This window comes from Nocardia sp. NPDC060249, assembly GCF_042728755.1.
Classification (GTDB): domain Bacteria; phylum Actinomycetota; class Actinomycetes; order Mycobacteriales; family Mycobacteriaceae; genus Nocardia.
Genome location: NZ_JBHXAQ010000001.1, coordinates 73,437 through 97,069, shown reverse-complemented (window position 1 = coordinate 97,069; position 23,633 = coordinate 73,437). Strand labels below are relative to the sequence as shown.

Here is a 23,633-nt window from a genome sequence, read left to right as displayed (position 1 = left end):
CGTGACGGTCACGAGCGTCCTCCGATGCGAATCCGCGGGTCCAGCCACGCGTGCGCGACATCGGTGATCAGCTGGATCACCACGAACACCGCCACCGACAGCAGCAACAGCACCTGCACGAGCGGATAGTCGCGCCGGCTGATCCCCTGCTCGATGAGCTGGCCGATCCCCGGCCACACGAAGGCCGCTTCCACGAGCACCGCACCACCGAGCAGCTGCCCGGTCTGGATGCCGAGCACGGTGAGCATGGTCGGCAGCGCATTGCGCAGCGCGCCACGGGTGACGATCTCGCGGTACCCGATGCCGAGCGAACGCGCGGTCAGCACATACTGCTTCGCGAGTTCGGTGCGCAGCGCTTCGGTGAGGAACCGGGTGAGCGCCGCCGACACCGGCAACGCGAGGCAGATCGCGGGCAGCAGCAGGTACTGCACGGCGATATCGGGGCGCGCGATGAAGCCGTCCGGCGGCACCCCGCCCGCGGGCAGCACCGGAATCGCGACGGCGAACACCAGCACCAGCAGCGGTCCCACCACGAAGGTCGGTAGCGCGACGGCGATCGTATTGGCCGCGGCGACCACAGTCTCGAGCCAGCGACTCGGCCACAGCACCGACGCCACCGACACGACCAGACTCACCAGCACGGCCAGCAGCAGTGCGGTCACCGTGAGCACCAGCGTGTTGGTGAGCCCGCGGCCGACCAGGTCGGTGATCTCACCGCCGATGATGTAGGAGCGACCGAGGTCGAGGGTGAACACGTCGGCGAGCCAGTGCAGATACTGCACCGGGATGGATCGGTCGAGACCGAGCTGGTGGCGGATCACCTCGATGGTCTGCGGCGTCGCGTCGTTGCCCGCCAGGATGGTGGCGGGGTCTCCCGGAACGAGCCGCAGCAGCAGGAAGATCAGCACCGAGGCGCCGAACAGCACCAGCAGCGCCGAGGGGAGCCGGTGCAGCAGGTAGCGCGTCATGACAGGAAGGTGTCGGTGAGAACGGGTTCGCGCCGCTTGGTCCAGGCGAAACCGTGCACCTTGTTGACGGTGGAGTACTGCTGGAAACGCACACCGATCTCGATCAGGAACAGTCCTTCGAGCAGCTGATCGGTGACAGCCTGATACGCGCGCACCGCTTCGGGCCCGGTGCCCTTGGCCAGCTGCCATGCGGTGTCGGCGGCCGCGGTGTAGGCGGGCGATTCGTAGCGCGAGGCATTGCGGCGGGCATTGAACGGGTAGGCGCTCACCGTGAGGGTCGACGGGACGAACTGCGCCCACGAATGGTCGGTGACCCACAGGCCGCGGAACTGCTGGCCGGTGAGCTGCTTGACGAACGTGGCGGCGTCGACCGGGTCGAGGTCGACCTCGATGCCCACGTCGGCGAGGTTGGCCTGCACGATCTGGGCGACCTCGGCGTAACCGGGGGCGAAGGTCAGCGGCAGCTTCGGCGGCTTGGCCGCTTGACCCAGCAGCTGTTTGGCCTTGCCGATGTCACGGTTGAATTTCGTATTGCGGGATTCGTCGAAGGCAGGCGAGTTCTTGGGCCACGGCACATTCAGCGGATAGCCCGCGCCGCGGAATACCTCGTTGATGATGCGTTCGCGGTCGAGCGAGTAGGCGATGGCCTGGCGCACCCGGACATCGGCCAGCGTGGGTTCGGTCACATTGACGCCGACATAGGCTTGCAGCTCGGCGCCTTCGAGGTCGTGCACCGTGAATCCGCCACTCTTGCCGAGATTTTCGGCATCGCGGTAGCCGAGCTCGCGCGCCGCGGCGATCTGACCGGACTTCAACGCGTTGAGCAGTGCGTTCGGGTCGGGGATGATCGACACCTCGACCCGGTCCAGGTAGGGACGCTCGGGGACCCAGTAGTCCGGATTCTTCTCGAAGATCAACTGCGAGTTCGGCACGCGCTGGACGTATTTGAACGGGCCGGTGCCGATGTAGGTGTCCCCGGTGCCGAGCTTGTCCGCGGTTTCACTGTCCAGGATCGGCACGGTGTCGAGCAGGTCGTAGATGTTGCTCAGCGGATGGGCGAGCTGCAACACGATCCGCGTCGGCGAGACGATGTCGAACCCGGTGACAGCGGCGGCCGAACTACGCAGCTGCGCCGACCATTTGGCGTCGGCGTAGGTGCGCAGCGAGAACTCCACGTCCTTGGCCGTGAAGGGGCGCCCGGTGTGGAACTTGACGTCGTCGCGCAGGTCCAGGCTCAGCGAACGGCCGTCGGCGGCGAGCTGCCACGACTTGGCCAGTAGTGGTTGCGGTTCCAGCTTGTCGTTCGGGTAGCGGATCAGCGACTCGTAGACCAGGCCGATCACGACCGGGGTCGCGGCGGTGTTGGTGAGCAGGTTCGCCGGCACCAGGTCCTCACGGATGCCGACCTTCAGGGTGCCGCCGCGCACCGGTGTGGCGTCGCCGCCGCCCGCCTTCTGTTCCGAGACCGCCGAGGTGCAGGCCGCCAGTGCGGCACCGCCGAAGATGGCCGCGGCGGCGATGCCGCTGGTGCGCAGGAAGTTTCGGCGGCCGAAGCCACTGGGGGTTGAGCTCATCGTGAAGATCCTCGAAGACGCATCGACCCGCGCGGCGGGCCGAGGAGGGTGCACAGCGCACCGCAGGAAAGGGAACACATCGGGTCGGCCGCGAACGTCGTGGGGCGTTCGTCAGCCGCGCAGGACGCGACACGAACAGCAGCAGGGTGGCTGATTCGTGGGCACGGCAGTGACGCTAACAAGTTGCGACGGACCGGTCACCGATTCCACGCACACTGCACATAACCCTGGTGACCAGCTGATATGTCGCCTTTACTGCCAGAATGCCTGTTCCACCCCATGCTCGCGGTTACGCATCTTTCGGCGGCTCGGCCGGTCGCACGTCCGCCGAGTCGACCCCCGACTGGACGTATCCACCGACCGCGCCCGCCGGTGCGCCGAACATCGTCGTCGTGCTCGTGGACGACATGGGTTACAGCGATATCGGCCCGTTCGGTTCGGAGATCGAGACGCCGACCCTTGACCGTCTGGCAGCCGAGGGTGTTCGGCTCTCGAACTACCACACGACGCCGCTGTGCTCGCCCTCGCGCGCGGCGCTGCTGACCGGGATCAATTCCCACCGTGCCGGTTTCGGCTTCGTGGCCAACGCCGACCCCGGCTACCCCGGCCTGCGCCTGGAACTGGCCGACGATGTGCTCACGCTCCCGGAGATCCTGCGCGGCAACGGCTACGCCACCTACGCGGTGGGCAAATGGCATCTGGTGCGCGACGCCACGATGAACCCGTCGGCGCATCGGGACTCCTGGCCGACCCAGCGCGGATTCGACCGCTACTACGGGTCTTTGGAGGGTCTGAACTCCTTCTACTACCCCAACCAGCTGGTCTCGGACAGCTCGGTGGTCGACGTCGAGGAATACCCGCCGGGCTATTACCTCACCGACGATCTGACAGACAAGGCGCTGTCCTACATCAAAGACCTGCGCGCGCACGACACGGAGAAGCCGTTCTTCCTGTACTTCGCGCACGTGGCGATGCACGGGCCGCTGCAGGCCAAGGCCGAGGATCAGGCCAAGTATCGGGGTCGCTACGACCAGGGCTGGGACGAACTGCGCCGACGACGCTTCGCCGAGCAGCTGGCCCAGGGCTTGTTCCCACCGGGCACCGAGCAGAAGCCGCGCAATACCGAGCCGGGTTACGAAGCGGCGGAGTGGGATTCGCTGCCGGCCGACGAGCAGCGGCGCTACGCCAAGTACATGGAGGTGTACGCGGGCATGGTCGACAGCATCGACCAGAGCCTGGGGCGCATCGTCGACCTGCTCGACGACCTCGGTGAACTCGACAACACCATCATCGTGTTCACCTCCGACAACGGCGGCACCGCCGAGGGCGGACCGGAGGGCACGCGCTCGTATTTCGCCGAGTTCGCCCACGTCGACGATCCCGACTGGGTGGGCGATGTCCCGCACGACGAGGACCTGATCGGCACCGCGAAACTGGGTGTGCACTACCCGCGAGGCTGGGGCCAGGCGTCCAACACCCCGTTCCGGTTCTACAAGGGCCAGACCTTCGCGGGCGGCGTGCGGGTGCCGCTGGTCGTGTCGTGGCCGAAGGGGCTGCCGCGCACCGGCACCGACTCCGGTATCCGCCACGAATACGCCTACGTCACCGATCTGGCGCCGACCCTGCTCGAACTGGCGGGCCTGGACCGTCCTTCGGTGCGTAACGGGTTGCCCGCCAAAGACTTCGACGGCGTCTCCGCGGCCGAGCTGTTGCGCGATCAGGCAGCCCCGACGCGGCACACCGAGCAGTACTCGGAGATGACCGGCCATCGTGGCTTCTACCGCGACGGCTGGAAACTGCTGTCGCTCCACGAAACCGATGCCGCCATCGACGCGCCGAACTGGCAGCTGTTCGACGTGCGCGCCGACCCCACCGAGCTACACGATCTCGCGGCGCAGTACCCGGACAAGGCCGCCGAACTGGCCGCCGCCTGGGACGAATCGGCGTGGGCCAACACCGTGTTCCCGCTCCTGACCCGCGCCGACCTGTTCCGCCGTCGCCCGGAGGAGGCGCGGTTCGCCGCACCGGTGCGGCTGCTGCCCGGTACCCCCACCCTGGAGCGCTACCGCTCCCAGCGCCTCATCGCCTACCGCGACTTCACCATCACCGCCGAGCTGACCGGCGCCCGCCGGCTCGCCGCCCAGGGCTTCCAGCCCGGCGACGAAGGAGTCCTCGTCGCACACGGCGACCCGCTCGGCGGGTACCTGCTCTACATCGAGGACGGCGAAGTCGTGCTCGGCGTGAACAGCTACGGACGGTATGCCTCCGTCGGCGTGCCGCTGCCCATCGGGACGCGCGAAATCACCGTGCGAGCCACCGTCGAGCCGCGGCTGCGCTGGGACTTCACCATCCAGGTCGACGGCACGCCGCTCGCGGAGCTCACCGACCAGGTCCAGCTGGTCGGGATGGCGCCGTGGACCGGGATCTCCGTCGGCGTCGACGCGCGCGGCCCGGTCTCGTGGGATCTCCGCGAGCGCCGCGGACCTTTCCGCTATACCGGCGGTTTGCGCGCGATCACCTACACGCCCGGCCCCGTGCAGGTTCCGCAGCGCACGATCGACGCGGTGGAGCGAGAGGCCGAGTACGCCGCGGAATAACGGACCGCCGTTTCCTCGGCGAGCGCCCGCTCAGCGCGGGCCCCGCAGATCGAGTCGCGACCAGGTCGGATACCGTTTACCAGCCAGAAATGCCACGCAGACAGGACCCCGGAGATGGACGACAGTTCCCTGAACTGGGACGACGGTGCGCTCGTCACCATCGACCAGCGCGGACTGCCGCACGAGGTGCGGCACCTGCGTTTGCGCACCGTCGACGAGATCATCGAGGCGATCACCACCCTCGCCATTCGCGGCGCTCCGGCGATCGGGATCGCGGGCGCCTTCGGCGTGGTCATCGCGACCAGGGCGCACACTCACGACGACGTATCCGGCGAGGCGGATGGCCGGACCGGCACAACAGGTGGCTCGACCGGCGGCGCACTCGATGACAGCGGCAGTCGCGGCCGCAGTGTGATCGATGTGGTCGCCGTGCACGCCGAGGCCGACCGGATCGCCGCGGCTCGACCGACGGCGGTCAATCTGGCGTGGGCGGTCGACCGGGTCCGCAGCCGGATCGCCGACGGTGCCGACGCGGTACTGGCCGAGACTTTCGACCTGCTCGCCGAGGACGGTCTGGTCAACCGTTCCGCCGCCACCCATGCCGCCGACCTGGTGCAACGGCTGTGCGGTGAGCGTCCGCTCCGGCTACTGACCCACTGCAACACCGGCCGTCTGGCCACCAGCGCGTTCGGCACCGCGATCGGCGCGCTGCGGGTGCTGCACGAACGCGGCGCCGTCGCGGACGTGATCGTCGACGAGACCCGCCCGCTGCTGCAAGGTGCGCGGCTCACCGCGTGGGAGCTGGCCGAGGCGGGTATTCCGCATCGCCTGACCATCGATTCCGCCGCCGCCTGGGCGATGGCGACCGGTCAGGTCGACGCCGTGCTGGTCGGCGCCGACCGGATCACCGCCAACGGCGACGTCGCCAACAAGATCGGCACCTTCACCCTGGCCCTGGCCGCGCGCCACCACGGCATCCCGTTCATCGTGGTCGCCCCGGAGTCCACCCGCGATACCGCGATGGCCACCGGCGCGCAGATCGTGGTGGAGCAGCGGACGTCCGCCGAGGTGACCGGGTTCGGCGGCGTGGACACCGCACCGGCGGGCACCGCGGTGTTCAACCCGGCCTTCGATGTGACGCCGACCGATCTGGTCACCGCCGTGGTCACGGAAAACGGTGTGGTCTACCGCAATTCGGATGCTTTCGACGAGCACGGCCGCGCGCATTCGCCCGCCACCGCCGAGCACACCGACAGGCCCCTCGCCGCTCAGGGCCAGGCGATCGCCGCCACCGCACGCCAGCTCTACGAGCGTGGCTGGATGCCGGGCACCGCGGGCAACATCTCGGTGCGAATCGACCCGGCCGACGCCGAATCAGGCCGAGTCACGACCTCGGGTGCCGATGCCCTCGTCACCGCCAGCGGCCTGTCCAAAGGCGAGCTGGGCGGGGACGACATGGTGCTCGTCGCGATCGCCGACACCACCGTGCGCCCAGGCCAGAGCCGCAAGCCTTCCGCGGAGACCAGCATTCACACCGCCGTCTACCGCACCCGGCCCGCCGGCGCGGTCGTGCACGTGCACTCCCCGTTCGCCACCGCGCTGGCGACTACCGCCGCGCGACCCGGCGCCGCGGTGACCCCGCTCCGGATCAGCGGATTCGAGCTGCTCAAGGGATTCGGACTGGCAGACCCGTCGACGGTCGTGATCCCGGTGTTCCCGAACTGGCCGGATGTGGCGCGGATCGGCGCCGACATCGACACCTACCTGCGCGAAAACCCTGACGCACCACCGATTCTGTTCATCACCGGGCACGGGATCACCACCTGGGGTGACACTCTTGCCCAGGCGCGTGATCGCGCCGAATGCCTGGAAGCCCTGTGCGAGTTGATCGCCCGCACCGGACGTACCGACGCCACGCCCCTCGAGATCGGACCGACATGACCCTGCTGCAAGTGATGGCCGCCGACAACGCCGCCGACGTCCGGGTGCGCACCACCGACCCCACCGAGATCGGCGCCGCGCTGGCCGAGCACGGCATCGCGTACTCGCACTGGGACGTCCGCGCCGACGCCGCCGCCACGGACTCCGACACCCTGCTCGCCCACTACGGCCCGCAGATCGCCGAACTCAACACCACAGGCCGCTACCAGCACATCGACGTCGCGCGCATCCACCCCGACGCGAACAACCCGGAATGGCCCGCCACCGCCGCCGGTGCGCGCGCGAAGTTCCTCGACGAGCACCGCCACGCCGAGGACGAGGTGCGCTTCTTCGCCGCGGGTCGCGGCTGCTTCTACCTGCACGTGGGCGACGCGGTGCTCGCGACCGTCTGCGAAGCGGGCGACCTGCTCTCCGTCCCCGCGGGCACGCTGCACTGGTTCGACATGGGCACCACCCCCGACTTCATCGCCATCCGGTTCTTCGAGGAGGCCGACGGCTGGGTCGGCGACTTCACCGGCGACAAGATCAGCGCGGGCTTCCCGACGCTCGACGAACTGCTCGCGTGACCCGCGCGATCGTCCTCGATATCGAGGGCACCACCAGCCCCACCGACGCGGTCCGCACCGACCTCTACGGCTACACCAGCGCCCACCTGCCGACCTGGCTGTCCGAGAACACCGACGGCACAGCGGATTCGGTGCTCACCGCGACCCGCGACCTCGCCGGTGAACCCGATGCGGGGCCCGACCGCGTCGCCGAGATCCTGCGCGGCTGGCTGGAATCCGACGTCAAGGCCGAACCGCTCAAGACCGCTCAGGGCGCGATCTGCGCCCAGGGCTTCCGGGCGGGCGCACTGCACGGACGCTTCTTCGACGATGTGGCACCCGCCCTGAAAGCGTGGCACGCCAACGGCTTGCAGCTGTTCGTCTATTCCTCGGGGTCCGAACGCAATCAACGCGATTGGTTCACCTTCGCCGACGCGGGCGATCTGTCCGGCCTCATCGTCGACCACTTCGACCTGGTGACCGCGGGCCCCAAACGCGAACCCAGCTCCTACGAATCCATCGCCGACCGCATCGGCGTCCCCCCACCGGACATCCTGTTCCTGTCCGACCACCCGGACGAACTCGACGCCGCCGTCACCGCAGGCTGGCAGGTCGTCGGCGTACACCGCCCCGGCGAACCCAACCCCCCACGCCCACCTCACCTGTGGGTGAGTTCCTTCGCCGACATAGATCCGCGGTTTGCACCTGATTAGTCTGCTTCCATGAACGACCAGGGGCCAAGCCTCGAATCCGCCCCGCAGCGAACAGATCGGCCGACAGCGGCCTTCGTCCAGCCGATGCCATCGACCGACGCACAGCCCGATGTCGACCCGTTCAGCCGACCCGCACCCGAAATCCCCGGCCTGGACGCCCCGGACGCGACCATCGCGCTGACACCCGGCACTGCCGCACAGCTCGCCCGGCACAATGCGCTGCGCGCGGCGCCACGCTACATCGGTATCGTCCTCGCGATCGCAGTGCCGGCGAGCATGATCGTGCTGCTCTGGATCGGCCTTCCCCTGGCATCGATACTGGTGATCGAGGGTGTGGTCGTCGCGTACGTGTTCCTCGCCATGTTCTTCTCACTCCGGCGCCAGTTCCGGAGCCTGTCCCGGTCCGATATCACCACCGGCAGTTGCGCCGTCACGCTCGGCGCCGACGCGCTCGACCTGGCTGAGGCCTCGTCACGCACCCGGATCGGGTACGACCGCATTCGCTCGGTCCGGGCCAGCCGCCGCGTCGTCACACTGAGTTTCGACAATCGCCATCTCGCCCTGCCTCGGGCGCTGTTCCCTGACGCACTGCTCACGCGGTTGCGGCTGCTCATCGATACCGAGCCCGCGGCCCGTCCGTCCCCACTGCCGCCGTTGCCTCGGCTCCCTCAGCCCCAAGTGCACACGGTCATCGCGGCCGACACCGCGCACCGGCTCACCATCGCGCGGCGCCTCGAACCGTGGCGGCGGATCTCGGGCCGCATCGCCACCGTGTTTCTGTTCATCGAGGCCGGTGCGCTGGGTGCACTGGCATACGGCGTCCTCGGTGCGCTGTGGGCAGTGGTCATCGCATCGCTTTTCGCGCTGGCCCTGCGGTTCTGGATGCGTCGGCCCTCGGAGAAGGCCACGGGCCAATATCAAGGGATGTTCCCGGTCGCGACCGGCCTCACGGCGCAGTTCGGCACCGACGCGGTCGTCCTCGGCGGTGCCACGTTCCTGCTGCGTGCACCGTATTCGATCGTCACCGAAGTGGTCGTGCGCGCGGATTGCGCGGTCGTGAAATACGGCACCACGCCGCTGGTCCTGCCGAGAGCGCTGTTCGCCCCGGAAGTCCTTCCCCGGTTGCGCGAACTCGGCGTCACCGTCGTCGAGCGCTGACTTCCGGCGCCGCTCAGCCGACCTGAGCCCGGACCGCGCCCAACGTCCCCCGCTGCACCGTCCCGAACACCCGTCGCGCGTGGACCGCGACCGGGCTCGTCGACCACGGCGCCAGCGTGGTGGTGAACATCAGTTCGCACCAGGACAGCGCGGGGATCTCGCCGGCGGCGAGGGTGGCGATAAGGGACAGCTCGGTGTCGTTGCCGAGCCAGGCGGCGACCAGCCAGGAGGCGTCGAGACGGCCGAGGAATTCCTCGGCGTCCTCGGGCGGGCCGTGGGGGGTGTCGACGGCGAGGTGGACAACGGCGGCGACGGCGTGGCGCATCTTGGCGTCCATGCCGATAGCGTCGTGCAGCAGCAGACTCTCCAGCGCTGAGCGCAGTTCCATCGAGGGATCGAGTGCTGGTTCGTGCATGACGAGCCTTTCCTGTGGTTCGGTCTGCTGGTCGAGGCCACCGGTGATCGCCCGGAGTGCCGGAGTCGACTGTGGCATCTCCGGATCGACCAGACCGGTCAACGGTCCCGACGACCAATCGAGCCTGCCGAACGCCTGGCACCAGTCCAGTGCCGGATTGTCATCGGTGACAACCAGATCCAGTGCCAACCCGGCTATCGACGCGGTGCAGGCCAGGGTGATGGCGTCGAGACCTTCCTCGCTGACCGCCAAATGCAGCGTCACGTTCTCGACCCCGGTGTCCTCGCGTGCTCGGCCCGCGAGCCAGATCGCGCGGCCCGCGGCCCCCGTCGTGGCCGCGAGCTGGTCGCCGCGCGGATGGTCGGCGTCGGCGTCGATGAACGGGCCGTACCAGATCGCCCTGCCCTCCGCGTCGCAGACCGCGAAAGTCGCCGAGACGCTGTCGCCCGCCGCGGCCAGACTTATATGGGCGTCCAGCCCCTGCTCCGTCACCCTCATCAAAATCCCCATTTTCCGATTCGAGCCGAATATCGGTACGCCCCCTATCCAATCGGCCATGAACACACATGTCCACAGGGCGCGCTCAAATAGTTTTCCCCGGTGAGGTACATACACTCGCCAGTGAATTCACAGGACCGGCGGTCCCCCGCACGGGGAGTACCGCATTCAGTCCGCAACCGGCGAAAGCGACCGGTTGGCTTGTATGTTTCGACTATGCCCTTCGTGCACTCCGATTCGGTGAACGTCCATTTCCGCACCGATGCCGTCCACGGTCCGACGCTGCTGCTCGCCCATGGATTCCTCATGGACGAATCCATGTTCGACCCGATCCGGAAAGTCCTGGCGCACACCGATATCAATGTCGTGGCCTGGGACGCCCGGGGTCACGGCCGCACCGGCTACGGCGACAACCCGCGCTTCGATTACTGGGATCTGGCCACCGACGGCCTGCGGGTACTCGACGCGCTCGGCATCGAGCACGCGATTGTCGGCGGCATGAGCCAGGGCGGTTACACGGCATTGCGAATGGCCTTGCTCGCTCCCGAGCGCGTCACCGGACTGGCACTGCTCGATACCGAGGCCGACGCGTGCACCAGAGACGACGAAACCTATTACGAGAACTTCTTCGATGAATGGTGCGGCACGGGCGCATTGCGGCCGCTGGCCGAAGACCTCGCGCCACGATTGATCGGCGGCACCGATCCGCAGATCTGGCAGACCTGGATCACCCGCTGGCTGACCGGCGATCGCAGCGCCATTCGGCCTGCGGCCGAATGCCTGATCGGCCGCGATTCGGTCCGCGGGCGGCTCGGTGAGATCACCGTGCCCGCGCTCGTCCTGCGCGGCGAACACGACCACAGCAGCACGGTGGACAAATGCGCGCGGTTGGCCGACGGGCTGTCGGGGGCAGGCGAGGTACGCACGGTGGCGGGCGCGGGCCACGGCTGCGCGCTGACCCATCCCGAGCAGGTCGCCGCGGCACTGGCCGGCTTGGTCACAGCCTGCGACCCGCACGCCGTCGAGCCGGTGGCGGTCGCCGGGATCTAGCGGTCGGGGCCGCGAACGCCCAGGTAGTACTGGATGCGACCGGGATAGGCGACGGAGTCGAGCCGGAACAGCTGGACGTCGACGGTGTAGTTCTCGCCGGTGTGCAGATCGCACAGCCGCATCGCGGTGTGCTCGCGGCCGTACACGGTGTCGCCGTCGTCCCAGATGCGGCGGAAATCGCGATACTGCGCCATTTCGTCGAGCAATTCGGTGGCCCAGTCGCTGCCGCCCTGCTGGCCGATCAGACCCCGCAGCCAGTGCACGGTGAGCGTGGACTCCGTCTCCCAATCGACCATTACTTTGCGCGACAACGGGTTGCCGAAGAACCAGCGCAGAATATTGACGTCCTCGACCAATCCGGGAAACGCGCGGTCATAGGATTCGTTGGCCGCCAGCACGTTCCAGCGCGTGTCGACGTACGCCGCCAGATCGGGTTCCTGCAGCGCCAAGGTGCGGCGCATCTCGGTGCTGATCTCGGCTCGCAGATCCTCGACGGTCGGGTTGTCGACCGGAGCGAGCCCGGCAAGATCGAAAAGATGTCTGCGCTCGATATCGGTGACCGGCGCGATCCGGTCGAGGTAGCGCACGAGCGCCTCGACCACCGCGTGCGTGGGCCGGTCCCGGTCCCCACTCTCCAAATGCGTGATGTAGCTGGAGCTGACCCCCGCCGCGAAGGCGAGCTTTTCCCTGGAAATCCGCCGATCGTCGCGCAGTCGCCGCAGCAACCCGCCGAGCGTCGGCGGTTTCGGCGGCCCGTCAGGCCCGTCGAACGATGGCTTCGGTATCACCCCAACCCTCCCTGTCTGCACGGGCTCATCCTGGATGACTATTCAACCTCGAGCCAACCGCCGACCGGAAAAGATGCTGTTTCTTTATATTGACGCCCCGCCGTTTGGGTAGTTACCGCTGGGCAACTGTGTTCGTGGTCACGAAATGCGGTGTGCCGAACCGAATTAAAAGGATTCCAATTCGTTCCGTTCAGCAGTGCTATAGGATTCCGCACCGCCCGGCCACGACCGCCGTGGTCGCCACCGTGCCGGACACCCCGCCGCCGAACGGCCGATCCCGGTTCACCACGGATCGACCCGCACACGCCTCGGCGCTCGGCCACGCAGCCGCCACTCCCGACCGACTCGAGCACCACGTCGGGCGGGCTCATCCCGACCATAGTTGTGTGTGGCGTCACATCAGCGCTGTTCAGCGGGCACACCGCGTGTGTAAACAAATGTAAACCGCGAGAGAACCAGTCGTTTCCGAAGCATCACCGCCGGCCCGGCCACGCACCCCCCGATCACCGCGTTCGGCCAGCTCGCGGCTCGTTCACCCTGGTGAGCCCCCGATCGCGAGCGTCGTCGCGCACCTCCCCCGTGACCACGACATTTCGCCGACCTCACAGCTCACCGAGGCTCGAATCCGGATGTGAAAAGTTCGTTTTGCCGAAGGAGTCCGCCTCCTTACAGTTTTCCCAACAGCCCGATTTCACAGCTCGAAGGGGGCGTCGTGGTTAATTCGCGCACGCAAGGTCCGTCGCCCGCCGATTTCGGCGACACATTGCTGAACCTCGGTAAGTATTTCCAGCGGGGCGAGGTTTCGCCCGACCACCGTTCCGTCTACAAGGTCGGCGGTCGCGATGCCGACGAGTTCTACCGCGACCGCTGGTCGCACGACAAGGTGGTGCGCTCCACCCACGGCGTGAACTGCACCGGCTCGTGCTCCTGGAAGATCTACGTCAAGGACGGCGTGATCACCTGGGAGTCCCAGCAGACCGACTATCCGTCGGTGGGTTCGGACAAGCCCGAGTACGAGCCGCGCGGCTGCCCCCGTGGCGCGTCGTTCTCCTGGTACACCTACTCACCGGCCCGCGTGCGCTACCCGTATGTGCGTGGCACGCTGCTCGACCTGTACCGCAAGGCCAAGGCCGAGCTCAAGGACCCGGTACTGGCGTGGGAGTCCATCGTCGAGGACCCGGCCAAGGCCAAGGCCTACAAGACCGCGCGCGGCAAGGGCGGTTTCGTCCGCGCCGAATGGTGGGAAGCCGCCGAAATCGCCGCCGCCGCGCATGTTTACACGATCAAGCAGTACGGCCCCGACCGGGTGGCCGGCTTCTCGCCGATCCCGGCGATGTCGATGGTCAGCCACGCCACCGGCGCCCGCTTCGTCTCGCTGATCGGCGGCTACATGCTGTCGTTCTACGACTGGTACGCCGACCTGCCGGTGGCCTCGCCGCAGGTGTTCGGCGATCAGACCGACGTGCCGGAGTCCGCCGACTGGTTCGACGCGGGCTACCTCATCATGTGGGGCTCCAACGTTCCCGTGACCCGTACCCCGGACGCGCACTACATGACCGAGGCGCGCTACCGCGGCCAGAAGGTCGTGGTGGTCTCCCCCGACTACGCCGACAACACCAAGTTCGCCGACGAGTGGGTGGCCGCGCGCCCCGGTACCGATGCCGCGCTGGCGATGTCGATGGGCCACGTGGTGCTCAAGGAGTTCTTCATCGAGAAGCAGACTCCGATGTTCACCGACTACATCAAGTCCTTCACCGATCTGCCGTATCTGATCTGCCTCGACGAGGCGGCAGATCAGGACGGTGCTCTCCCCGGCAAGTTCCTCACCGCAGCGGATCTCGGCCACACCGGCGAAGGCGCCGAACACAAGCCGGTCCTGCTCGACCAGGCGGGCAACGCGATCGTGCCCAACGGCTCGCTGGGCCACCGCTTCGGTGAGGGCGACGCGGGCAAGTGGAACCTCGACCTCGAGGGTGTCGACCCGCTGCTCACCCTGCTCGGTCACTCCGACGACGCACCGGTCACCATCGCGCTGCCGCGTTTCGACACCGACGTCGCCGGGTCGATCATCCGTGGTGTGCCGACCAAGATCGTCGCGGGCAAGCGGGTCACCACGGTCTTCGACCTGCTGCTCGCGCAGTACGGTGTCGGCCGCGACGGTCTGCCCGGCGAGTGGGCGAAGGGTTATGACGACGCCGAGTCGCCGTACACCCCGGCCTGGCAGGAGACCATCACCGGCGTCCCCGCTGTGCAGGCCGCCCGCATCGGGCGCGAATTCGCCGACAACGCCGAACGTTCCGGCGGTCGCTCGATGATTCTGATGGGCGCGGGTACCAACCACTGGTTCCACTCCGATCAGATCTACCGTGCCTTCTTCACCCTCACGCTGCTCACCGGCTGTCAGGGCAAGAACGGTGGTGGCTGGGCCCACTACGTCGGCCAGGAGAAGTGCCGTCCCGTCACCGGGTGGGCCACCTTGGCATCGGCCAGTGACTGGCAGCGGCCGCCGCGTCAGATGCAGGGCACCGTGTTCTGGTACCTCACCAACGATCAGTGGCGCTACGACCCGTTCACCTCGGACTCGTTCGCGTCGCCGCTGGGCAAGGGCAAGTTCGCCGGTCGCACCGCCGCCGATAACATCGCCCTGGCGAGCCGGCTCGGCTGGATGCCCAGCTACCCGACGTTCAACCGCAACCCGCTCGACCTGGCCGACGAGGCCGCCGAAGCCGGGAGGACCCCCGCCGAGCACGTCGTCGACAAGTTGAAGTCCGGCGACCTGCGCTTCGCCTGCGAAGACCCCGACGCCCCCGAGAACTTCCCACGCGTGCTCACCGTGTGGCGCGCGAACCTGCTCGGCTCCTCGGGCAAGGGCAACGAGTACTTCCAGAAGCATCTGCTCGGCTGCGGCTCCAACCTGCAGACCACCGATGCCACCGGGGTACGCCCGCAGGAGCTGGAATGGCGCGAGGAAGGCGCCGAGGGCAAGCTGGATCTGCTGCTCGCGCTGGACTTCCGGATGACCAGCACCACGCTGTTCGCCGACATCGTGCTCCCCGCCGCCACCTGGTACGAGAAGCACGACCTGTCCTCGACCGACATGCACCCGTTCGTGCACGCGTTCTCCCCCGCCATCTCCCCGCCGTGGGAGGCCAAGACCGACTTCGAGGCGTTCCACCGGATCGCGCGCGGTTTCTCCTGGCTGGCCGAAAAGCACCTCGGCACCCGCAAGGACATCGTCGCGGTGCCGTTGCAGCACGATTCCCCCGATGCGCTGGCGCAAGCGGGCGGCAAGGTGCTGGACTGGAAAGCCGGTGAGTGCGAACCGATTCCGGGCAAGACCATGCCCAAGATCGTGGAGATCGAACGCGACTACACCAAGATCGCGGAGAAACTGGCCGCGCTCGGGCCGCTGGTGGAGAAGCTGGGTCTGACGACCAAGGGCATCACCACCTTCCCCGAGGAAGAAGTGGAGTACCTGGCCGGGCAGAACGGGACCATCGTCTCCGGCATCGCCGCGGGCCGTCCGTCGCTGGCCAAGGACACCCACGCCGCCGAGGCGATCCTGTCGCTGTCGGGCACCACCAACGGCCGCCTGGCGGTCGAGGGGTTCGAGGCGCTCGAGCGCCGGACCGGCACCGAACTGTCCGACCTCGCCAAGGAAGCCGAGGGCAAACGGATCACGTTCGCCGACACCCAGGCTCGCCCCGTTCCGGTGATCACCTCGCCGGAATGGTCGGGCAGCGAATCCGGTGGTCGCCGGTATTCTCCCTTCACCATCAATGTCGAGCGAAAGAAGCCGTGGCACACCCTCACCGGTCGCCAGCACTTCTACCTCGACCACGACTGGATGATCGAACTCGGCGAGCAACTGCCGATCTTCCGTCCACCGCTCGACATGTCGGCGCTGTTCGCGGAACCGAGCATCGGCAACGTGAGCGGCAACGGCCTCACGGTGCGCTACCTGACCCCGCACTCCAAGTGGTCGATCCACTCGGCCTACCAGGACAACCTGCACATGCTGACGCTCTCGCGCGGCGGTCAGACGATCTGGATGTCGGACGTCGACGCCAAGAAGATCGGGGTGGCCGACAACGATTGGATCGAGGCGATCAACCGCAACGGTGTGGTCGTGGCCCGCGCGATCGTCTCGCACCGCATGCCCGAAGGCACGGTCTTCATGTACCACGCCCAGGACCGCGCGGTCGACGTGCCGCGCATCGAAGGCGCCGAGGACACCACCAAGGAGGCCAAGGGCAAGCGCGGCGGTATCCACAACGCGCTGACCCGGGTCCTGATCAAGCCCTCGCACCTGATCGGCGGCTACGCCCAGCAGTCCTTCGCCCTGAACTACCACGGCCCCACCGGAAACCAGCGTGACGAAGTAACCACGATCCGCCGCCGCAGCCAGGAAGTCGAGTACTGACATGCACCAGGCTGTTCGTCCGCACAGGCGACAACTGATTTCGAACCGTCCGGGTAACTCTCCGGGCACGCCCAGAACAGGCTCGGCACTCGACCGCATGCCCGCATACACGACGGTCGCCGGCTCTCAGCCGTGCGCAAAATACTCGGAGAGGCGGAACTGACATGCGCGTTATGGCACAGCTCGCCATGGTCATGAACCTGGACAAGTGCATCGGCTGCCACACCTGCTCGGTCACCTGTAAGCAGGCGTGGACCAACCGTGGCGGTACCGAGTACGTCTGGTTCAACAATGTGGAAACCCGTCCGGGACAGGGTTATCCGCGCCAGTACGAGGACCAGGAGAAGTGGAAGGGTGGCTGGACGCTCAACAAGCGCGGCAAGCTGACCCTGAAGTCGGGCTCGCGGTTCAAGCGCCTGATGAACATCTTCGCCAACCCGGACCTGCCCACGGTCGACGACTACTACGAGCCGTGGAGCTACGACTACGACAACCTGCTGTCGTCGCCGCCCATCGACACCACCCCGGTGGCACGGCCCAAGTCGCTGATCACCGGCGAGGACACCAAGGTCACCTGGGGCGCGAACTGGGACGACGACCTGGGTTCGGGTCCCGAGCAGGTCGGCAAGGACCCCTTGCTCGGCAAGCTCGAGACCAAGGTGAAACTGGAGTTCGAAGAGACCTTCATGTTCTACCTGCCGCGCATCTGCGAGCACTGCCTGAACCCCTCGTGCGCCGCGTCGTGCCCCTCCGGCGCGATCTACAAGCGCGAAGAAGACGGCATCGTGCTCGTCGACCAGGACAAGTGCCGTGGTTGGCGCCAGTGCATCACCGGCTGCCCGTACAAGAAGATCTACTTCAACCACAAGACGGGCAAGGCGGAGAAATGCACCTTCTGCTACCCGCGTGTGGAGGTCGGCATCCCGACCGTGTGCTCGGAAACCTGTGTCGGACGGCTGCGCTACATCGGCGTGATGCTCTACGACGCCGACGCGGTGCTCGAAGCGGCCCAGGTCACCGATCCGCAGGACCTGTACACCTCGCAGCTCGGGGTGTTCCTCAACCCGCACGACCCGCGGGTGATCGCCGAAGCCGAGAAGGCCGGGATCTCGCCGGAATGGATTCAGGCCGCCCAGGATTCGCCGGTCTACAAGCTGATCGTCGACTACCAGCTGGCGCTGCCGCTGCACCCGGAATACCGCACGATGCCGATGGTCTGGTACGTGCCGCCGCTGTCGCCGGTGGTGGACGTGCTCAGCGAGACCGGCCACGACGGCGAGGACGCGGGCAACCTGTTCGGCGCCATCGACGCGCTGCGCATCCCGATCGAGTACCTGGCCGAGCTGTTCACCGCCGGTGAGATCGGCCCGGTGCGCTCGTCGTTGCAACGGCTGGCCGGGATGCGGGCGTTCATGCGGTCGGTCAACCTCGGTGAGGAACCCGAGCCCGGTATCGCGCCGTCGATCGGGCTCGAGCCCGAGGAGATCGAGGCCATGTACCGGCTGCTCGCCATCGCCAAGTACGAGCACCGGTACGTGATCCCGATGGGCGCGACGTCCAAGGCGCACGAACTGGATTCGCTGGCCACCGGGTGCAGTCTCGACACCGACGGCGGACCCGGTATGACCGCGTTCGACCAGGTCGTCGAGAAGTTCTCCCTGTCCGACACCAATCAGGCCGCGCCGGAGGAGAAGTCGGGCCGGATCAACCTGCTCAACTGGGACGGGCGCAGCACCAGTGGACTCGTGCCGACCACGAACGGCAACGGGGGTACCGGCAACGGCGCCGGTAACGGCAACGGCAGCAACGGCGCTGCCGTCGCCGACTCGCCCGTGAGCGGTGTCGCGCCATGAGTCTGCTCTCCATCCGCAAACGGCCCGAACCGGTGACGGCGATGCCCGAGCACGACCGCAGGGTCGTGTGGCGGCTGGCCGCGCTGCTGCTGGACTACCCGGGCGAGCAGACCTTCGCGATGCTCGACCAGTTGTCCGGCGCCGCAGCGCAATTGCCCGACGAGGTGCGGGCGCACTTCGCCGCGCTGTTGGCCTACCTGCGCGACACCCCGGCGATCGAGGTGGCGCAGAGCTACGTCGAGACCTTCGACATGCGCCGCCGCGCCAGCCTGCACCTGACGTTCTACGCCTTCGGCGACACCCGCAAACGCGGCATGGCGCTGCTGCGGTTCAAGCACGCCTACCGCCAGGCCGGGGTGGAACTCGGCGACGAGGAACTGCCCGACCACCTGCCGGTGCTGCTGGAATTCGCCGCCACCATCGACCCGATCGGCGGTGAACGCCTGCTCGGCGAGCATGTCCCGGTCATGGAGCTGCTGCGACTGTCTTTGGGCGACAACAACTCTCCCTACAGCGGCGTCCTCGCCGCAGTGCTCACCACCTTGCCGCCGGTGACCACCGCCGACCGCAGGCGCATCGCCGAACTCGCCGCCCAGGGTCCCCCCGAGGAAGAGGTCGGCCTCGAACCCTTCGCCATGGACCCCGCCCTCTTCGAAGCAACAGAAGGCCGCCGATGAACGCAACCATCCCCCTGCCCGAGGGCCTGTGGCTGATCCTGCCCTATATCGCGGCGACGTCCTTTGTGCTGGGCCATGTCTGGCGCTACCGCTTCGACCAGTTCGGCTGGACCACTCGGTCCTCGCAGATCTATGAGTCCAAGCTGCTGCAACTGGGCAGCCCGCTGTTCCACTTCGGCATGCTCGGCGTGTTCGGCGGGCATGTGATGGGGCTGCTGATTCCCGAATCCTGGACCGCGGCGATCGGCATCTCCGAGCACGCGTACCACCTGGTCGCGGTCGGCGCGGGGTCGATCGCGGGCCTGATGGTCGTGCTCGGCGTGGCCATCCTGTGCTACCGCCGCATCGCCATTCCCGCCGTGCGCAAGAACACCAGCCGCAACGACGTCATGATGTACACGCTGCTGACCGCGGCCCTGGTCACCGGCCTGCTCAACACCTGGGGTTCCAACCTGCTGTGGGGTACTTACAACTACCGCACCACGGTCTCCCCCTGGTTCCGCAGCCTGTTCTCGATCAACCCCGAACCGGGCCTGATGGTCGGCGTCCCCTGGACCTTCCAGCTCCACGGCCTCGTCGTCCTCGCGCTGGTCGCGGCCTGGCCCTACACCCGGCTGGTCCACATGTTCAGCGCCCCCATCGGCTACCTCACCCGCCCCTACATCGTCTACCGCCGCAAGGAAGTGGACACCAAGGACAAGACCCGCTTCGCGAAGGCCTGGGACTCCCCGGTCACGCCCGACCGCTGGTAGTGCGCGGTAGGCGACACGATCGCCCGTTGCACCGGCCCGCCTGCTCTCCACGCAGGCGGGCCGGTGTCTTTTCGGCCCACTCAGCGGGAGATCCCCCATTGCCCGCAGGACTGTAACGTGTTTCACTTTTGCGCATGAGCGATGTCCTCGCCCCCGCCACTCTCGGTCCGCTCACCCTGCGCAACCGGGTGATCAAGGCCGCCACTTTCGAGGGGCGGACACCGGACGCACTCGCCACCGACGACCTGGTGGAGTTCCACCGGGAGGTCGCCGAAGGCGGGGTCGGGATGACGACGGTCGCCTACTGCGCGGTCGCGCCGGGTGGGCGCACCGACCGGCACCAGATCTGGATGCGCGACGAAGCGGTACCCGGCCTGCGCAGGCTCACCGACGCGGTGCACGCCGAGGGCGCGGCGGTGAGCGCGCAACTGGGACACGCCGGGCCGGTCGCCAACGCCAAGTCGAATCAGGCGCCCGCGCTGGCGCCGAGCCGGATGTTCAATCCGCTCGGGATGCGCTTCACCAAGGTGCCCGACGCGCTCGGGATCGCCGAGGTCGTCGCGGCGCACGCGCGGGCGGCGCGCTTCGCGCGCGAGTCCGGGTTCGACGCCGTCGAGGTGCATCTCGGGCACAACTACCTGGCGAGCTCGTTTCTGAGCCCGATGCTCAATCGGCGCAAGGACGACTACGGTGGGTCGCTGGTCAATCGGGCGCGGGTGGCCAGGGAACTGGTCAAGGCCGTGCGCGACGCCGTCGGCGACACGATGGCCGTGACGGCCAAGCTCACCATGGAAGACGGTGTGCGGGGCGGGTTCTCGATCGAGGAGTCGCTGCAGGTGGCGACCTGGTTGCAGGACGACGGCGCGATCGACGCCCTCGAACTCACCGCGGGCAGCTCGCTGCTCAATCCGATGGCGATCTTCCGCGGTGACGCGCCGCGCAAGAACTTCGCGAAGACACTGCCGGTGCCGGTGCGGTGGGGATTCCAGCTCGTCGGCAAGGGGTTTCTCCGCGAATACCCCTACCGCCCGGCCTATCTCGCCGACAAGGCGCGCCGGTTCCGCGAGGAGCTGACGCTGCCGATCATCCTGCTCGGCGGCATCACCGACCGCCCGGCCGCACAGCAGGCCATCGACGACGGCTTCGATTTCGTCGCCATGGGCCGTGCCCTCCTGCGCGAACCGGACCTGATCCGCCGCTGGCACACCGACGCGACGACCCGTTCCCTGTGCACGCACTGCAACGAATGCGTGCCGACCATCTATTCACGCACGGAATGCGTGCTCCGCACCTAGCCACGACGCGGGGCTAGGCGAGGGCTTCGCGCACCGTGTCGAACCAGGCCTGGGTGTCGACGAGGCCCTTCTCGTTGTCCTTGCGGCCGCCGGCGAAGCCGAACAGGTCGGCGGCGTAGCGGCTCAGGACGGTGCTCTCGTTCTCCTCGAGGTCGGCCAGGACTTCGGCGTCGTCGAGCACATAGGCGACCACAGCCACCTGACCGGCGGGCCATTCGGCGCGGTGATCGGCCCAGCCGTCACCGCGCACGGCGCGTGCTTTGGCGAGCAGATCCTCGCGCAGCGCGTCGCGGTCGGCGTCGGTGGGATGACGCGGTGCGCCCCAGGTGATCCGTTTCGCGTCCGACATGTCGAGTCCTCTCGCTGATGTCCGGGTGTTCGGTCGGGGGGGGGGCCCGGGGGGGGGGGGCCCCCCGCCGGGCCCCGCGGGGGGGGGCCGAGAGGGGGGGGGGGGGGGGGCGCCCCGCGCGCCCACAACCCCCGCCCCACGCCCCCCCGAGCCGCCCCCCCCCGGTCGCGCCCCCACGCTCCGGCCCGGCGGATCGGTCGGCGCTCCCCCCGGTGCGGGCCGCCCGCCGATCGGTCATCAGCTGAGGGTCGCAGATCGGTGCGGGGGCGGTGCGCACCGGGCTCACCTACTCCGCGCGCAGAAAGGTTCCCACTCGTTCGGTGCCGAGGACGGGATCCGCTTCGCCCTCGCCGAACACGTAGCGACCGTTGACGAAGACCGCGGTGACCGTGCTGTCGTTGCGGTTGACCATGCGCGAGAGGTTGCCGAAGACGGCCAGCGGGCTCTCCGCGTAGGCGTCCAGGGTTTCGTCGAGGTGGGCGGGGTCGATCACGACGGCGTCGGCGCGATCACCCACGCGCAGGTGGCCGGCGTCCAGGCCGTACCAGTCGGCCAGTTCGCCGGTGAGGCGGTGCACCGCGTGCTCGACGGTCATGAACGGCTGGTCGCTGGTCGCGGCGTCGTTGACGCGACGAAGCAGGCGCAGCCCGAAGTTGTAAAAGGCCATGTTGCGCAGGTGGGCGCCCGCGTCGGAGAAACCGAGCTGGACCGACGGGTCGGCGGCCAGGACGTCGGCCACCTCGGGTCGGTGGTTGGAGATGGTGGTGCGCCAGCGCAGTTTGTCGCCGTGTTCGACGACGAGGTCGAGGAACGCGTCGACCGGGTGCAGACCGCCACGGTCGACGCCGACCTCCCCGAAGGTCTTGCCGATGACAGTCTCGTCGGGGCATTCGACGATGTCGGCGTCGAAGAAGTCGCGGTGCCACGCGCGCGGGCCGTACTTGTTGTCGTAGTCCTTGCGGAACGTGCGGCGGTACTCCTCGTCCTGCATGAGGTGACGCTGCTCGTCGATGTGATCGGACAGGTGCAGAGCCGCCGCGCCGGAACCGAACTCCTCGAACACCGGCAGCGAGATGCCGTCGGAGTACACCTCGAAGGGCACGGGCAGATGCTGCCAGCGGAAATTGCCGTCGAGCCCGTTGATGATCTTGCCGACGGCGGGGAACATCTTCGACGCGCCCGGCACCGCCTTCACATCGGCCGCCGACAGCAGGCTCACCTTGAGCGGATCGCGCCACAGACCGATGCTCGACACCGCCATCGATACCAAGCTCTTGGGGTTGGTGATGTCGGGACCGCCCTGCAGGGCGCGACCGCGCTTGCGCAGGATCGTGTTGAGCCGGTGGCGCTCCTTGCCCTTGGCATAGGTGGACGGCAGTGTCCGCGAACGGCAGGTCTCTCCATCGAGCTTGTCGAAAAGCAGCTGCTGTGAGGACATTCCGACGAAGCCGGCGTCGAGCGCGTCGGTGAGCATGCGCTCGATCCGGGCCAGCTCGTCCCCGGACGGTGTCACGTCCTTGCGGGTGGAGCGGTCAAGGCCCATCACCGCGGCCCGGATATCGGAATGGCCGATGAAACCGGCCAGGTTGGGCCCGAGCGGCAACTGTTCGAGCGCGTCGACGTATTCGCCCGCGGTGCTCCAGGTCTGGACGTCGTTCATCGCGCTGACCACGTACCGGCGCGGGATGGCCTCGACCCGGCCGAACAGGTCGCCGGCGGTCTCACCGTCGACGTGCACGGTCGAGAGCGAACACGAACCGAGCAGCACGGTGGTGACGCCGTGGCGCACCGACTCCGACAGCGACGGGTCGAGCAGGACTTCGACGTCGTAGTGGGTGTGGATGTCGATGATGCCGGGGATCACCCATTTGCCGGTCGCGTCGACGACGCGGGAGCAGCCGGTCTCGTCGAGCGGAGTCTGCGAGATCTCGGCGATCTTGCCGTCGGTGATGCCGAGGTGACGAACCGCGGACGGGGCGCCGGTGCCGTCGAACCAACGGGCACACTTGATGATGCTGTCGAACATTGTGTGGCCCT

17 protein-coding genes are annotated in these 23,633 nt (G+C 67.8%); 11 read left to right on the top strand and 6 right to left on the bottom strand.

Annotation, left to right across the window (positions count from 1 at the left end):
• Window positions 1–8: 8 nt before the first annotated feature.
• Entirely contained in the window at window positions 9–968 is a 960-nt protein-coding gene (locus tag ACFWFP_RS00430; RefSeq protein WP_379292382.1) for an ABC transporter permease, read from the bottom strand.
• Window positions 965–2,542, bottom strand: coding sequence for an ABC transporter substrate-binding protein (locus ACFWFP_RS00425; protein ID WP_379292381.1), 1,578 nt, complete (start codon window positions 2,540–2,542; stop codon window positions 965–967). The genes ACFWFP_RS00430 and ACFWFP_RS00425 overlap by 4 nt, the downstream gene beginning before the upstream one ends.
• Before the next feature lie 263 nt (window positions 2,543–2,805).
• Between ACFWFP_RS00425 and ACFWFP_RS00420 the strand changes: the two genes are divergently transcribed.
• The 5 genes from ACFWFP_RS00420 (at window position 2,806) to ACFWFP_RS00400 (ending at window position 9,496) form a co-directional block, all read left to right on the top strand.
• Window positions 2,806–5,139: an arylsulfatase gene (locus ACFWFP_RS00420; protein WP_379292380.1), complete on the top strand. Its 2,334-nt coding sequence runs from the start codon at window positions 2,806–2,808 to the stop codon at window positions 5,137–5,139.
• A gap of 114 nt (window positions 5,140–5,253) precedes the next feature.
• Window positions 5,254–7,080 carry an S-methyl-5-thioribose-1-phosphate isomerase gene (gene mtnA / locus ACFWFP_RS00415; RefSeq protein WP_379292379.1) on the top strand — a complete coding sequence of 609 codons (1,827 nt, stop codon included), beginning with the start codon at window positions 5,254–5,256 and terminating at the stop codon, window positions 7,078–7,080.
• The gene (locus ACFWFP_RS00410; protein WP_379292378.1) at window positions 7,077–7,646 is read left to right on the top strand and encodes an acireductone dioxygenase; all 570 of its coding nucleotides are present in this window, start codon (window positions 7,077–7,079) and stop codon (window positions 7,644–7,646) included. The genes mtnA and ACFWFP_RS00410 overlap by 4 nt, the downstream gene beginning before the upstream one ends.
• On the top strand, window positions 7,643–8,338 hold the full coding sequence (mtnC, locus tag ACFWFP_RS00405; protein WP_379292377.1) for an acireductone synthase: 696 nt from the start codon (window positions 7,643–7,645) through the stop codon (window positions 8,336–8,338). The genes ACFWFP_RS00410 and mtnC overlap by 4 nt, the downstream gene beginning before the upstream one ends.
• Before the next feature lie 9 nt (window positions 8,339–8,347).
• Window positions 8,348–9,496 carry a hypothetical protein gene (locus ACFWFP_RS00400; RefSeq protein WP_379292376.1) on the top strand — a complete coding sequence of 383 codons (1,149 nt, stop codon included), beginning with the start codon at window positions 8,348–8,350 and terminating at the stop codon, window positions 9,494–9,496.
• Window positions 9,497–9,509: 13 nt separating this feature from the next.
• Here the strand turns inward: ACFWFP_RS00400 and ACFWFP_RS00395 are convergent, their stop codons facing one another.
• Entirely contained in the window at window positions 9,510–10,409 is a 900-nt protein-coding gene (locus ACFWFP_RS00395; protein ID WP_379292375.1) for a hypothetical protein, read from the bottom strand.
• Between the two features lie 216 nt (window positions 10,410–10,625).
• On the opposite strand from ACFWFP_RS00395, the gene ACFWFP_RS00390 reads away from it, so the two are divergent.
• The gene (locus tag ACFWFP_RS00390; protein ID WP_379292374.1) at window positions 10,626–11,459 is read left to right on the top strand and encodes an alpha/beta fold hydrolase; all 834 of its coding nucleotides are present in this window, start codon (window positions 10,626–10,628) and stop codon (window positions 11,457–11,459) included.
• Here the strand turns inward: ACFWFP_RS00390 and ACFWFP_RS00385 are convergent.
• On the bottom strand, window positions 11,456–12,247 hold the full coding sequence (locus tag ACFWFP_RS00385) for a helix-turn-helix transcriptional regulator (RefSeq protein ID WP_379292373.1): 792 nt from the start codon (window positions 12,245–12,247) through the stop codon (window positions 11,456–11,458). The genes ACFWFP_RS00390 and ACFWFP_RS00385 overlap by 4 nt on opposite strands.
• Window positions 12,248–12,959: 712 nt before the next feature.
• On the opposite strand from ACFWFP_RS00385, the gene ACFWFP_RS00380 reads away from it, so the two are divergent.
• The 5 genes from ACFWFP_RS00380 to ACFWFP_RS00360 all read left to right on the top strand — a co-directional run bounded on the left by ACFWFP_RS00380 (window position 12,960) and on the right by ACFWFP_RS00360 (window position 21,247).
• Entirely contained in the window at window positions 12,960–16,670 is a 3,711-nt protein-coding gene (locus ACFWFP_RS00380; RefSeq protein ID WP_379292372.1) for a nitrate reductase subunit alpha, read from the top strand.
• A gap of 173 nt (window positions 16,671–16,843) precedes the next feature.
• Window positions 16,844–18,523, top strand: coding sequence for a nitrate reductase subunit beta (narH, locus tag ACFWFP_RS00375; RefSeq protein ID WP_379293707.1), 1,680 nt, complete (start codon window positions 16,844–16,846; stop codon window positions 18,521–18,523).
• Window positions 18,520–19,200 carry a nitrate reductase molybdenum cofactor assembly chaperone gene (gene narJ / locus ACFWFP_RS00370; RefSeq protein WP_379292371.1) on the top strand — a complete coding sequence of 227 codons (681 nt, stop codon included), beginning with the start codon at window positions 18,520–18,522 and terminating at the stop codon, window positions 19,198–19,200. The genes narH and narJ overlap by 4 nt, the downstream gene beginning before the upstream one ends.
• Window positions 19,197–19,952 (top strand): respiratory nitrate reductase subunit gamma, encoded by a 756-nt coding sequence (gene narI, locus ACFWFP_RS00365; protein ID WP_379292370.1) that lies wholly within the window; start codon window positions 19,197–19,199, stop codon window positions 19,950–19,952. Before narJ ends, narI begins: the two co-directional genes overlap by 4 nt.
• Before the next feature lie 134 nt (window positions 19,953–20,086).
• Complete coding sequence (locus ACFWFP_RS00360; protein WP_379292369.1) at window positions 20,087–21,247, top strand: NADH:flavin oxidoreductase; 1,161 nt, start codon at window positions 20,087–20,089, stop codon at window positions 21,245–21,247.
• 13 nt (window positions 21,248–21,260) lie between these two features.
• Here ACFWFP_RS00360 and ACFWFP_RS00355 read toward each other — a convergent pair whose 3' ends face one another.
• Window positions 21,261–21,596 (bottom strand): hypothetical protein, encoded by a 336-nt coding sequence (locus tag ACFWFP_RS00355; protein WP_379292368.1) that lies wholly within the window; start codon window positions 21,594–21,596, stop codon window positions 21,261–21,263.
• Window positions 21,597–21,882: 286 nt separating this feature from the next.
• Window positions 21,883–23,622: an amidohydrolase family protein gene (locus ACFWFP_RS00350; protein WP_379292367.1), complete on the bottom strand. Its 1,740-nt coding sequence runs from the start codon at window positions 23,620–23,622 to the stop codon at window positions 21,883–21,885.
• Between the last annotated feature and the right edge of the window lie 11 nt (window positions 23,623–23,633).